This is a genomic window from Streptomyces sp. NBC_00536, from assembly GCF_036346295.1.
GTDB lineage: Bacteria > Actinomycetota > Actinomycetes > Streptomycetales > Streptomycetaceae > Streptomyces.
Map to the genome: position 1 here is coordinate 117,963 of NZ_CP107820.1, position 12,763 is coordinate 130,725.

At 71.3% G+C, this 12,763-nt stretch carries 11 protein-coding genes; 4 read left to right on the forward strand and 7 right to left on the reverse strand.

Annotation, left to right across the window (positions count from 1 at the left end):
- Positions 1–31: 31 nt before the first annotated feature.
- Positions 32–1,564, reverse strand: a complete 1,533-nt coding sequence (locus OHS33_RS37850) for a C40 family peptidase (RefSeq protein ID WP_330335448.1) — start codon at positions 1,562–1,564, stop codon at positions 32–34.
- Positions 1,565–1,804: 240 nt separating this feature from the next.
- On the reverse strand, positions 1,805–2,362 hold the full coding sequence (locus tag OHS33_RS37855; RefSeq protein ID WP_330335449.1) for a hypothetical protein: 558 nt from the start codon (positions 2,360–2,362) through the stop codon (positions 1,805–1,807).
- Positions 2,363–2,468: 106 nt separating this feature from the next.
- Between OHS33_RS37855 and OHS33_RS37860 the strand changes: the two genes are divergently transcribed.
- Complete coding sequence (locus OHS33_RS37860) at positions 2,469–2,981, forward strand: PadR family transcriptional regulator (RefSeq protein ID WP_330335450.1); 513 nt, start codon at positions 2,469–2,471, stop codon at positions 2,979–2,981.
- Between the two features lie 15 nt (positions 2,982–2,996).
- Here the strand turns inward: OHS33_RS37860 and OHS33_RS37865 are convergent, their stop codons facing one another.
- A complete protein-coding gene (locus OHS33_RS37865) occupies positions 2,997–3,923 on the reverse strand; it encodes a LysR family transcriptional regulator (RefSeq protein ID WP_330335451.1) in 927 nt (308 codons plus the stop codon).
- 168 nt (positions 3,924–4,091) lie between these two features.
- Here OHS33_RS37865 and OHS33_RS37870 point away from each other — a divergent pair, with 168 nt between their 5' ends.
- The gene (locus OHS33_RS37870) at positions 4,092–5,687 is read left to right on the forward strand and encodes a class I adenylate-forming enzyme family protein (protein ID WP_330335452.1); all 1,596 of its coding nucleotides are present in this window, start codon (positions 4,092–4,094) and stop codon (positions 5,685–5,687) included.
- On the opposite strand, the gene OHS33_RS37875 is transcribed toward OHS33_RS37870, so the two are convergent.
- The 4 genes from OHS33_RS37875 to OHS33_RS37890 all read right to left on the reverse strand — a co-directional run bounded on the left by OHS33_RS37875 (position 5,610) and on the right by OHS33_RS37890 (position 10,756).
- On the reverse strand, positions 5,610–6,638 hold the full coding sequence (locus tag OHS33_RS37875; RefSeq protein ID WP_330335453.1) for a Rieske 2Fe-2S domain-containing protein: 1,029 nt from the start codon (positions 6,636–6,638) through the stop codon (positions 5,610–5,612). The two genes, OHS33_RS37870 and OHS33_RS37875, sit on opposite strands and share 78 nt — an antisense overlap.
- Positions 6,639–6,652: 14 nt before the next feature.
- A complete protein-coding gene (locus tag OHS33_RS37880) occupies positions 6,653–8,233 on the reverse strand; it encodes a flavin-containing monooxygenase (RefSeq protein WP_330335454.1) in 1,581 nt (526 codons plus the stop codon).
- Between the two features lie 274 nt (positions 8,234–8,507).
- Complete coding sequence (locus tag OHS33_RS37885; RefSeq protein ID WP_330335455.1) at positions 8,508–9,398, reverse strand: glycosyltransferase family 2 protein; 891 nt, start codon at positions 9,396–9,398, stop codon at positions 8,508–8,510.
- Complete coding sequence (locus tag OHS33_RS37890; RefSeq protein WP_330335456.1) at positions 9,395–10,756, reverse strand: tetratricopeptide repeat protein; 1,362 nt, start codon at positions 10,754–10,756, stop codon at positions 9,395–9,397. The genes OHS33_RS37885 and OHS33_RS37890 overlap by 4 nt, the downstream gene beginning before the upstream one ends.
- A 142-nt stretch (positions 10,757–10,898) precedes the next feature.
- Between OHS33_RS37890 and OHS33_RS37895 the strand changes: the two genes are divergently transcribed.
- Together OHS33_RS37895 and OHS33_RS37900 are read left to right on the forward strand one after the other, a co-directional pair.
- Positions 10,899–12,011, forward strand: coding sequence for an NAD-dependent epimerase/dehydratase family protein (locus OHS33_RS37895; protein ID WP_330335457.1), 1,113 nt, complete (start codon positions 10,899–10,901; stop codon positions 12,009–12,011).
- Between the two features lie 38 nt (positions 12,012–12,049).
- The gene (locus tag OHS33_RS37900; RefSeq protein WP_330335458.1) at positions 12,050–12,751 is read left to right on the forward strand and encodes a transferase; all 702 of its coding nucleotides are present in this window, start codon (positions 12,050–12,052) and stop codon (positions 12,749–12,751) included.
- Positions 12,752–12,763 lie beyond the last annotated feature (12 nt).

The following is a 12,763-nucleotide window of genomic DNA, read 5'->3' on the forward strand; positions in this document are numbered from 1 at the left end:
CCGGGCCGGTCCCCCCGGAGCACGTGTCGCGCTACTCGAAGGAGAGGGTGCCCTGGCCGGGCTGGCTCAGGTAGTTCTGCCAACCCGAGGACAGGGGGATGTTCGCGCCGAAGCTCGTGCCCGAGCCGAGGTGGGTGGCTACGGTGCCGTCGGTGCCCTGGATCACGAGGTCCGCTTTGCCGTCACCGTTGATGTCGGGGAAGGACAGGCGGCCCTGGCCGGGCTGGCTGAGGTAGTTCTGCCAGCCGGAGGAGAGCGGGATGTTCGCACCGAAGCTCGTACCCGAGCCCAGGTGGGTCGCGATCGTGCCGTCGGCGCCCTGGATCACCAGGTCGGCCTTACCGTCACCGTTGATGTCGGGGAAGGACAGCCGGCCCTGACCGGCCTGGCTCAGGTAGTTCTGCCAACCCGAGGACAGGGGGATGTTCGCACCGAAGCTCGTACCCGAGCCGAGGTGGGTCGCGATCGTCCCGTCAGTGCCCTGGATCACCAGGTCCGCTTTGCCATCACCGTTGATGTCAGGGAAGGACAGCCGGCCCTGACCCGGCTGGCTCAGATAGTTCTGCCAACCCGAGGACAGGGGAACGTTCGCGCCGAAGCTCGTGCCCGAACCGTTGTTGAAACGGACGCCGATGGTGCCGTCCACGGCCTGGACCAGCAGGTCCTTGTTGCCGTCGCCATTGATGTCCGCGTAATACAGGCGCCCCTGACCCGCACCGCCCAGGAAGTTCTGCCAGCCCGCACTGACCGTGGTACTCGCACCGAAACTCGACCCCGACCCCGGACGCAGCCCGATCGTCCCGTCCGGGCTCAACACCATCAGATCCGCCTTGCCGTCACCCGTGATGTCCGCGCGGGTGTTGGAGTCCTGGATGTTGTCGTAGCGGCGGGGGCTGAAGGTGCCGTGGCCGCTGTAGTAGGGGTAGGGGATGCTGTGGTGGACGGCGCCGCTGCTGCCGGACTCCTCCAGCGCGTCGTACGTGGAGTGGTCGGAGCTGGTCCATCCGTTGAAGAGGACCACGTGGCCGCTGGCGCCCGAGTCGGGGTTGAGGAGGATGTCACCCGGCTTGAGGGACTCCTTGGATATGGAGGAGGTGTAGTTCAGCAGGGTGCCGGTGGTCTCGCCCCAGTTGTTCCCGCTGGAGGAGCCGAGGTGCCAGGCCATGGAGACGAAGCCGGAACAGTCGGTGCGGTACGTGCCGTTGGCGTCGCTGCGGTAGCTGGTCATGCTGTACGGCACGCCGGCGTCGACCCACGACTGGGCCCGGGAGATGACATCGGCCCTGCTGATGCTGCCGCCTGCCGAGGAGTCCGCGGTCAGGGTGGCGAAGGCGCCGACCGGCCGGGGCGCTGCGGCCAACTGCGCCGCCGAGGCGGTCGTCGGGTTGGGCACGGTCGGGGTGAAGCGGGTCAGTAAGCCCTGGTTCGCCGTTCTGGACGCGGTGGCGGCGGGCGGCGCCGGGGTGTCGGCGAAGGCCTGCCCCAGTGTCGTGGCGGTGACCGCACCGACGACGGCGACGGACAGGGCGAGGCGGGACAAGGCGAGGCGACTGATCATGTTCATGACATTCTCCTGGTGAGGTGGAAGCACGTGGAAGCACGTGGAAGCACAGGGGTTCTCCGGGTCCGGAGAACCCGGACCCGGGGCTGAACTGTGAGGGGGGCGAGCGGGATCGCTGTCGTACGGGCAGGGCGATCCGGCGGCGCGCGACTCATGGGTCGGGGCCGCCGGAGCCGGGCCGCCGGAGCCGGGGACCGGCTTCGGGACGTCGGCGCCGGTCCGGCGCCGAGCGTCAGGTGCTGACTAGCCCCTGGCCTGGGCCTTGGCCTGGGCGCTGGCGACGTAGCGCACGGTGAACAGCATGGGCACGACGAACCCGGCGGCCTGGACGAGCGTCGCCGTCGTGGAGTGACCCTGGCCGGCGTGGGCGAGGGCCGCGAGGGCGCCCGCCGTGATGGCGAAGGCGGCGGTCCACACGGTGGTGATGACCACGTTGATCCGGACGAAGGGCTTGAGGCTCCAGACCTCGGGCGGGGTGGTGCGCTTGGCGATGCCCAGCGTGAACGGCTTGCCCGCGAGGAGCGAGACCCCCGCGATGAGGGCCAGGGTGGCCGAGGAGAACGCCGCCGAGTAGGCGTGTACGGGGGAATGGGCATCCGCGAAGGCGACGGCCGCGAGGACCGCGAAGAAGACGGCCGAGCCGGCTTCCATGATCAGCGCGTCGAAGCCGACTCCCGTACGCCGCTGCTGGGCGATCACCGCCACCGCCACCAGCAGACCGGCGAGCGCCCCCCACTGCCACTGGGCGGACGGGACGACCGCGAAGACGATCCACGGAAGGAAGGTGCGTACGTACGACATCGAAGGCCCCCGGGTTGCTGACGTTTCCTGTGACGTTCCTGTTCTGACATGTCGAAATTAGAACCTCCAGCCTCGACATGTCAAGAGTGGAAGGTAAGATGGCGGCATGAGCCTTCGACACGCCCTCCTCGGACTCCTGTCAGAGCGCCCCGCCAGCGGCTACGACCTGCTGAAGCGCTTCGAGACATCCTTGGCCAACGTCTGGCCCGCCACACAGAGCCAGATGTACACAGAGCTGTCCAAGCTCGCCGACAACGGGCTGATCAGCGCCTCGGCCCAGGGCCCGCGCGGCCGCAAGGAGTACACCCTCACGGACGAGGGCCTGGCGGAGCTGCGCCACTGGCTGACGGAGATCAAGCCCACGCGCAACACCCGGAGCGACATCCTGCTGCGGGTCTTCTTCCTCAACGTGATCACGCCCGACCAGGCGCGGAGCTACCTCACCGAGCTGATGGAGCTGTCGGAGCAGGAACACGAGGCCTTGCGCCAACTGGCCGACTCCATCGACTGGGGCGACGACCCGCTGTCGGTGAACGGCAAGATCGCCCTGGAGTACGGCCTCCGCTTCAACGCGATGCGCCGAGAGTGGGCCGCGTGGGCGGCCGACCAGATCCGCTAGGCGGGTTTCAGAATTTCAGAATTCCGGCTCGCCCGCGCCCTCGCCCTCGCCCGCGCCCTCGCCCCGAAAGTGCCGCACGGCGAACTCCGCGAAGCAGCGGGCGGCCGTCGACTCGTAGGAATCCTCGTGCCGTACGAGTCGCAGTTCGCGGCGCGCGTCCGGTGAGGCCAGCCGCGCCCAGGCCACGATGTCCCGGGTCCCGGAGTCCCGCGCGACGGCCGGGACGAGGGCCACCCCCAGGCCCGCGGCGACCAGGTCGAGGACCGCGCCGGGTTCGTCCCCCTCGCACACGACCGTCGGCTGCACGCCCGCCTGTGCGAACAGCCCGTCGGCGAGCGTCCGTTGCCAGTGGCCCCGGCCGGGCGTGACGAACGGCTCCCCGTCCAGTTCCGTCACCTCGACCCGCTGCCGCCCGGCCAGCCGGTGACCGCGGGGCACCGCGAGCAGTACCTCCTCCGTCAGCAGCACCACCGCGCGCAGGGACGGACCGGCCACCGGCTGGGAAGCGAAACATACATCCGCCTCGCGGGTGCGCAGCTGGCGGGCCATCGCCTGGGCGGACGACTGCCGCAGCCGGACATCGACACCGGGATGAGCCGCGCGGAACCGGGCGAGCAGCCCGGTCAGGGTCAGGAGCGTCTCGCTCGCCACGGTGACACTGCCGCCGCCCCCGTCACCACGGCGCGCCGCGTCCGCCAGTTCGCGGCGCCCGTCCTCAAGCTCCGCCAGCGCCCGGTCCACGCGGCTCAAGAAGGCCGCGCCATGCCGGTTGAGGTGGATCCGGCGACCCCGGCGGTCGAAGAGCGGCACACCCAGCTCCGCCTCCAGCCGGGCGATCGTCCGGCTCACCGAAGGCTGGGCGACGCGCAGTTCGTCGGCCGCCCGGCTGATGTGCTCGTGGCGCGCGACGACCTGGAAGCAGCGCAACGACAGCAGATCCACCAGCCGCCCCTTTCCTATCCCCTTCATATCTCCCAAGGCATCGTCTCATGACCAAAACGGCCTTGGAGATCATGAGCGAGGTGCCCTTAGCCTCCGGAGAAGCCCCGGAGAAGCCTCCGGAGAAGAAGCACCCGCCTCCCTCCCCCTCCCCTTGAAGGAGTCACCGCCATGCCCGGGAACCCGCCGCCCCCGTACGAGAGTTACGTGGACGCCCTGCTCGACACCCTCGCGCGCGCACCCGGACGTTCCGCGCTCACCACGGCGGACCGCACCCTCACCGCCGGGGATCTGCACGACGGCGTCCGCGGGGCGGCCACGCTGATGGCGGCCCACGGCGTCACCCGCGCGAGCACCGTCGCACTCCTCACGGGCAACCACCCCGAAGCGCTCATCGCCCGGTACGCCGCGAACCTTCTCGGCGCCAGGGTCGTGCACCTCGGCCACGGCACGGCCCCCGCGGCACAGGCCGAGATCCTGGAGAGCACCGACCCCGCCCTGCTCCTCGTCGACCCCGGCGCCCGAACGGCGGCCGGGGCCGCCAGGAGCCGTGTGCCCGCCGTACTGACCCTGGCCCCCGGCCTGTTCACCGACAGCCCGCCCGCCGTACGCACACCCCCCGGCGCCGCCCGCGTCGGCGCCGCCCGCGCCGACGACGACTGGTGCCTCCGGTTCACCGGCGGCACCACCGGGACACCCAAACTCGTCCGGATGGCACACGGCCCCTACCGGCGGATCCTGGCCGCCCACGCCGCCCACCTCCCGTCCGGTCCCTCCGTACGGTTCCTCGCCTGCACCTCCCTCGCGCACATGGCCGGCATCATCGCCGACGCGACGCTCCTCGCCGGGGGCTCCGTCCTCCTGCATCCCGCCTTCGACCCGGCTGACGTCCTCGCGGCCGTCGAGCGGCACCGCATCACCGACCTCTGGCTCCTGCCTCCCCTGCTGCACGAGCTGCTGGACCACCCGCACCTCGCCACCACCGACGTCTCCAGCCTCCGCCGCCTCTTCTACGGCGGCGCCCCCACGTCCGCCGCGCGCATGCGCCGGGCCGCCGAGGTCTTCGGCCCGGTGCTGCACGGCTCGTACGGCCAGACCGAGGCGGGCCCGATCACCGAAGTCCTGCCGCACGAACACGCGGTGACCGCGCCCGACGGCCGGATCACGCTCGGCCGCCCGCTGCCCGGAGTCGACATCGAGATCCGGAACACGGCAGGCACCGCCCAGCCCCCCGGTGACACCGGCGAGATCCACGTCCGCACCCCCCTGATGATGAGCGGCTACTGGCGCCGGCCCGACCTCACCGCCGCGGTGCTGCGCGACGGCTGGCTCGCCACCGGGGACCTGGGATTCCTCGACGCCGATCACCACTTGCACCTGGTCGACCGGCTGAAGGACATCGTCATCGTGGTCGGCGGCCACGTGTACCCCGCCGAGGTGGAGCAGCTCCTGCTCACCCACCCCGCCGTCGCGCACTGCGCGGCCTTCGGGACGCGCGGCGCGCACGACACGGAGGAACTCCATGTCGCCGTCGTCCCCGCCCCGGGTCACACCCCGCGGCCGGACCGGCTCGCGGAGTTCGTCACGGCCCGCATGGGCGCACTGTACGAGCCGAGCCGCGTCCACCTCGTGGACCGCCTGCCGCTCACCGAGGCGGGCAAACCGGACAAGAACCGGCTGCGCGCCACCCTACGCTCCGCCGTCCGGGGGAAGGTTGCGCCGGTAGAAGCTCCGGTACGCGCGGACCGAGGGGCCGTCAGCCGCTGACCACAGATCCTTGGCCACAGGCCGCCTCCACCGCAGGACATCCACATCCGATGCGGCATTGCGGCGCACCAGGCGCCGCAGGAACGCCGCCCACAGCCGGTTGACCGGCCACAGCAGCCAGTCCGGTCCGAGCTTGCGTACGACGACGGCCCACATCGCGACCGTCAGGCCGGGCCCCACCGGACTCACGGCGGCGATCACGGTCAGCAGCGGTGGCCGGGGGTCCTCCTGCGGCTGTGACTGGGCGGTGACCAGGGCCAGTGTCGGGCTCGCCATCGTGACCCGGGCGTAGGGGCGGAAGCGCTGGACCCGGGTGACGTTCGCGTCGACGGGCTGGATCATGAAGGAGAAGTGGCGGCCCTCGTCCCGCAGGGGAACGTACGCCATCGGCCCCGGCGCACCGTGTGCGCAGGGCCAGTGCGCGACGTCGGTGACGTGTTCGCTGACGGTGAGCAGGTCTGAGCGGCACACGTGCACCTCACCGGACACGTGCAGGTAGCGCCGGCGGTCCTGCGCGTGGTCGAGTTCGGTGAAGGGCCGCGCGGGGCCGGGCCCGTGCCAGAACCAGAGGCACCCGCTGTGCTCCACCACGGTCAGGCTGCGCTGCACGGCACGCGACGGGATGCGGCAGCCGCCGGGGATCTTCACGCAGCGGCCGGTGACGTCGAACTCCCAGGCGTGGAAGCCGCAGGTCAGGCTCTCCTCGCGGACGTATCCGCCCCGGGCCAGATGCGCCCCCATGTGACAGCACTGGCTCTCGACCATGCCGACCTGTCCGCTGTCCGTCCTGAACAGCGCGTACTCGTACGACATGTAGGTGACCGGCACCACCTGTCCGCGCCGCAGGTCCCTGCTGAAGCGGGCGAAGTACCAGCCGGTGGGAGCGGTGACCGGCTCGGGATCGGCGCCCGGGGGCAGAAGGTGGTGGATTTCCCGTTCGTAAGGTCGCACTCTCGGGCGCCGTTTCATGGCCGTGTTCCCTTCGCGGGCACCGTGCGGTCGTCGTCGTGCTGCGGCCTCGCCTGAGCGGGCAAGGGGGCGGGCAAGGGAGCGGGCAGGGATCCGTCCTTCCCGTACCAGGCGTAGGAACCGGGGTCGAAGCGGCCGAGCCGGCGCACCAGCCGCCCGGTGGACCACGGCCAGGCGAAGGTGTTCCGCCCGCCGGGGCTGAAGTAATAGCTGCTGCAGCCACCGGAGTTGTACACCGTGGTCCGCAACGCCTCCTGCACCGCCGTGTTGTGCGCGGCCTGCGCCTCCGGCCGGACCTCCAGGGCGCGGTGGCGGCCGTGGTCGAGGTGGGCCAGGGCGGCGGTGAGGTACGTCAGCTGGGCTTCCAGGACAGTGATCGCGGAGGTGGAGCCGCCGAGCAGATTGGGCCCGAGGAGGAGGAAGAGGTTGGGGAAGCCGCTGACGGTGGTGCCCAGGTACGCCTGCGGTGCGCCGTCCCAGGCCTCGTGCAGGGTCGTGCCCTTCGCGCCGTACAGGCTGCGGGCCAGCGGCAGCTCGCCGACGCCGAAGCCCGTGGCCGTGATGAGGACGTCGGTGCGCGCCACGGTGCCGTCCGCGCCGACGACCTCGTTCCCGCGTACGGCGGTCACGGCGGTGGGGTGCAGGCGGACATGCGGCTGGGCCAGCGCGGGGTAGAAGGTGCTGGAGGTGAGGAGGCGCTTGCAGCCCAGCCGGTAGTCCGGCGTGAGCGCCCGGCGCAGGACCCGGTCCCGGACCGCGAGCCGCAGGTGCGCACGGGCACCGGCCTCGACGAGGCGGGCGACCCGAGGGTGGCGGAAGGCGAATCCGAAGCCCTCCTGCAGCGTGTACTGCCCGGCGCGCAAGGCACTGCGGGCACCGGGCAACCGGTCCAGGCCCCAGTTGAGCGCCGCCGGCACCGGCAGGTCGGGCTTGGGCAGCACCCACGGGGCGGTCCGCTGGAAGAGGTGCACGGCCGCCGCCCGGGCCGCGATGGCCGGCACGACCTGGACGGCGGAGGCGCCGGCCCCCACCACGGTCACGCGCCGCCCGGTCAGGTCGACGCCGTGGTCCCACTGGGCGGTGTGCATCACGGGCCCGGTGAAGTCCTCCAGCCCGGGAACGTCGAGGCGGCGCGGAACGTGCCACGGCCCGGTGGCCAGGACCAGTACCTCGGCGCTGTAGGGCCCGTCGCTGGTCTCCAGCAGCCAGCGCCCGGCCGCCGGATCCCACCGGGCTTCCCGTACGTGCACTCCGCAGCGCACGGCATCGCAGAGCCCGTGCTCCGCGGCCGTGGTCCGCAGATACGCATGGATCTCCTCCTGTCCGGCGAAGACCCTGCTCCAGGCGGCACCCGGGGTGAAGGAGTAGCTGTAGAGCGTCGAGGGCACATCACAGGCGCAGCCCGGATACGTGTTCTCCCGCCAGGTGCCGCCGAGTTGCGGCGCCTTCTCCAGAACGAGGACATCGCGGAACCCCGCCCGGCGCAGCCGGATGGCAGCGCCGATACCGGAGAACCCCGCTCCGACGACCACGACGCGCACGTGCTGTCCGGGCCGCGCGGCCTGCGCCGGAATCACAGCACCGGTCCGGCCGACGCGCGGGCGGTGATCGTGTGCTTGAACCACAGGTACGCATTTCGTTTCATCAACGTCATGCGCCGCATGCTCCCGAACCGCCCGCGCGGCCGGCGCACGCACAGCTGGCACGCAAGGAACTGAAGAAAGCTTCCCACCAGCGGCTTCGACCGCCTCCAGCCACCACCGACGGCACTCGAACGGAGCACCCGGCCGGGGCCCGCGAGCAGGGTGACGTCAGGCGGGTGGTCATCGCCTGGAGGGCGGTCTCGGAGAGTCAGATCACTGGCGGTCGACCCAGTCGGGTCATGCGCCACACGGTTCGCCACCGCATGGGACGCCGGGGCGGGCACGCGACCCGTACGCCCTCGAAGAATCCGGCCCACCATGCCCTCAGCCCGGCCGCCGGGGGACGCTGTGCCAGGGTGTAGGCCGCCCACGTGGCGAGGTACACCGGGATCAGGACGGCGGGCAGGTGTCGCTTCGCGAGCCAGACGCGGTTGCGCGCGGTGTTGCGGTAGTAGACGGCGTGGCGGGATGCCGGGGTGCGGGGGTGTCGCAGTACGAGGTCCGCCCGGTAGTCGATCTGCCAGTCGGCGTCGAGCGCGCGCCAGGCGAAGTCGGTTTCCTCGTGGGCGTAGAAGAACGGTGCGGGGAACTCGCCGACCTCGTCGATCACGCGCATCCGGATCGCGTGGGCGCCGCCGAGGAAGGTGGTGACCGGGCCGGAGAGCAGGGGGTCGGCGCCGCCGAGGCGGGGTACGTGCCTGCGCTGGGAGCGGCCTTCCTCGTCGGCGATGCGGAAGCCCACGATCCCGAGCCGGGGGTTCGCGGTGAAGGCCTCCCGGAGGAGCCGCAGCGCGTCGGTTCCTGGCAGCAGGCCGTCGTCGTCCAGGACCAGGACGACGTCGGCGCCGCCGTGTTCGCGCAGCCACCGCACCCCGGCGTTCCTGCCTCCGGGGATGCCCAGGTTCTCGGGCAGCTCGACGGCCGCGACTCCGTCGGGGAGGTCGGGGAGCCGGACCCCCTGGCCGAGCACGACGACCGTCGCGGGGGCGCCCTCCTGGGCCGCCACCGAATCGAGGAGGGCCTGGAGTTCCCTCTCCCTGTCCCCCATCGTGAGGATGACGACGCCGACCGTGAGCGTGTGCCTACGGGGGCCGCTCATGCCTGGGCCCGCAGCAGCTCGTTGGCGCGCTGATCCAGGGCTCGCGCTCCGGGGATCCCGCGCTTTCCGTACCCGGCGGCCGTGGACCGGATGGACCGGATCTCCTTCCGGCTCCGGTCGGAGACCACTCCGTCCATGAAGTCGAGGGATCGGTTCCACAGGGCCACTGCCTCCTCGTGCCGGTGCTGGGCGGCAACCGACTTGCCGAGGTTGACCAACGTGAGGCCGTGCACCCGTTGGTAGGTGCCCGGCACCCGGCCCCTGAGCGCCGCGCGGTAGTGCTTCTCAGCGGCCCGGTGGTCCTTCATCTCGGTCAGGGTCTTGCCGGTGTGCGAAGCGACGGTGGCCACGACCGGTCCCGAGGCGGCGGCGTACGGGGGCACTTGATCGTGACCGGCCAGCATCGCGTCTTCGGCCGACAGCAGGGCGGCTGCCGCCTTCGGCCCCTCGCCGCAGGCCCCGTACGCCCGGGCGCACGTGACCAGCAGGAGTGCCTCGGTCTGCCGGTCGACCTTGCCCGACGCGCGGCGTAGTGCTTCCTCCGCCAGACCGACGCACGAGGCGGGGTGGCCGAGGTCGAGTGCCTGGTGGGTCAGCGCCCGCATCATCCATGCGCCGTGCCCATCCGGGTCGGACTCGCAGGCCAGCTGGAAGCCGAGCAGGTAGTAGCGCTGCGCGGCACCTTCACGGCCGAGGTCGTGGTGCTTCCAGCCGACCAGGCACGCCAGCGTGGCCGCCGCCCCGAAAGCGCTTCGGCGCAATGACTCGGACGCGAACCGCCCCTCCAGTATGGGGATTACCGTGTCCGTGAGGTAGGCGGTCACCGTCGTCAGCCCGTGGCCGCCGCCCAGTCGGTCGTCCGCGCTTCGGAATGTTTCGGTGAGCTGCCGGACAGTGGCGACCTCGCCCGCGCCGACGCTGCCGCCGCGCTCGGCCGCCCGGAGGGTGGCGGCGACGGCTTCGTGGTCGTAGGCGAGGGGCAGACCGACGGCGGCCGTCGCGAAGGCGGCGTTGAGGAAGTTCCTGCGACGGAGCATCACGAATCTCCCGAGGTCGGTGGCACTGGCCAACGGATCGGCCCCCAGGGCCTCGCCGATGCCCGCGCAGCCTAGACCGATCTCGGAGAGCGTGACCTTCCGCTTCACCCTTCTGGTGAGCGCTTCGGCGATGTACGAGCGCGTCCGACCGCTCGGTGTTCCGCCCGCGACCCAGGAGTGCACGGCCGAGCGGGAGGTGTGGAGTTCCTCTCCGGCCTCGGCGGCGACGGTACGGATCGCCCTGGCCAGGGCCTCGTACGTGCACCCGGCCTCGGCGATGACGTCCGCCAGCGCGGTGTTCGGATCCCGCCGTTCCGTCAACTGCCACTCCCTGACCTGATCTTGAACAGGTTGAACAGGCTGCTGCGCCGCCCACGATACCTGCGCACAGTAACCACCGCTTCACTGATTGCAAGGCCGACTGCCCGTCACGTTCCACCCGGACCCTGTTTCTGGAGGCATCGTGCACCACCGCTCAGACCTCGGTGCCCTGGCCGGCGCCACCGTCCTGGTGACCGGCGGCGCCGGACTCATCGGCTCCCGCATCACCGCCCGGCTACAGGCCCTCGGCGCCCGCGCAGTCACCCTGTGCACCATGAGCGCGTACCCGGAGCACGTGTACGCCGACCTGTTCGACGTCCGCGCCGGGGACCCCGACGTGGTCCTGGGGAACGTCCGGGACACCGCCTTGGTGCGCAAGCTGGTCGCGGAATCGGACTACGTGATTCACGCCGCCGCCCTCGCGGACGTCGCCGCCTGCACCCGGGACCCGCTGGCCGCCATCGACACCAACGTGTCCGGCACCCAGACCATCCTGGACGCCGTCGCCGCGACCGACCGCGTCCGCCGCATGGTCTTCGTCTCCTCCGCCAGTGTCTACGGCGACGGCGACCCCGAGGAGACCGACAGCCCCGACCTCCTGACCATGCGCCAGCTCCTCGAAGCAGTCCACGGACGCATCCAGCCCCAATTCCACGAGTTCACCCGCATGCGCCCCAAGTCCGTGTACGGCAACACGAAGGCGTGGGGCGAGGAACAGACCGCGCTCGTCCTCGGCCAGGTCGGCACGTCGTACGCGATCGTCCGGTACTTCTCCGTCTACGGCGAACCGCAGACCGTCAAACCCGACTCCCATTCGTGGGTCGTGGCCTGGTTCGCGGTACGGGCCCACCTCGGCCTCCCGCTCCACCTGAACGGCGGCGGCCGCCAGGTACGGGACATGGTCCACGTCGACGACATAGCCGAGGGCACCCTACGGGCCCTGACCAGCCCCCGCGCACACACCGAAACCGTGAACATCGGCACCGGTGTCCCCACCAGCGTGAGGGCGGTCGCCCAGCTGGTCCAGGCCCACTACCCGGACACGGCCTGCCTGGAGACGCCTCTCCCGGCGGGTGACCCCCTCGGCGGGTACGCGGCCATTCGCCGGATGGAGAGCATCCTGGCCTGGAAGCCGAAGGTCACCATCACCGAGGGGGTGGCCCGCTACGTGAAGTGGCTCCAGGACACCCCGGCCGCCGTCCCGGACTGGCTCCGCCAGGAGCCCGCCGCAGCCCGTACATGGCCGGGCGAATGACCCAGCCCGGGCTCCGGACCGTACGAAAGGCCAACGGCATGGAACGGATCACCCTCGGCAACTACGTCACCGGCCCCACCGAGGGGGCCATCGCCACGACGCCGTACGGCGGTCTGGAGACGTTCGAACTCGCCGAATTCCTGGCCCAGTGGACCGGCCTCCAGCGCGAAGCCCTCGTGAGGCTCGGGGAGGAACGGCGCATCCACCCCTCCGCGTTCATCCACCCCACGGCGATCATCGGGGACGACGTGATCATCGGACCGGACGTCAAGGTCCACGAATTCAGCACCGTACGCAAGGGCAGCATCCTGTGCGCTGGTGCCCGGGTCGGATTCAACTGCGAGGTCACCGCCACGTTCGTCGGGGAAAGCGCCGTCCTCGGCCACCGGATCGGCGTCAACCGCACGATCCTCGGGGCCCGGACCCACCTGTCCGCGAACGTCACCGTGGCCGCGATCAACATGACCACGGACATGCGCACGCCTGACCGGGAGGTGATCATGCGGACCGCCAGTGGCCTGTACCGGTCGGGCACGACCCGGTTCGGAGCCCTCATCGGCGACGACACCCAGACCGGCACCAACATCGGCATCGGCCCCGGCGTCGCGATCGGCCGCCGCTGCCAGATCACGAGCGGCGTGACCTTGGCCATCCGGACCGTACCGAACGACTGCACCGTCACGGCCCCGCACAGCGCAGAAGCCACCGTCCGCCGTCGCAGGCGCACCTTCGCACGCTGACCGCGAAGTCAC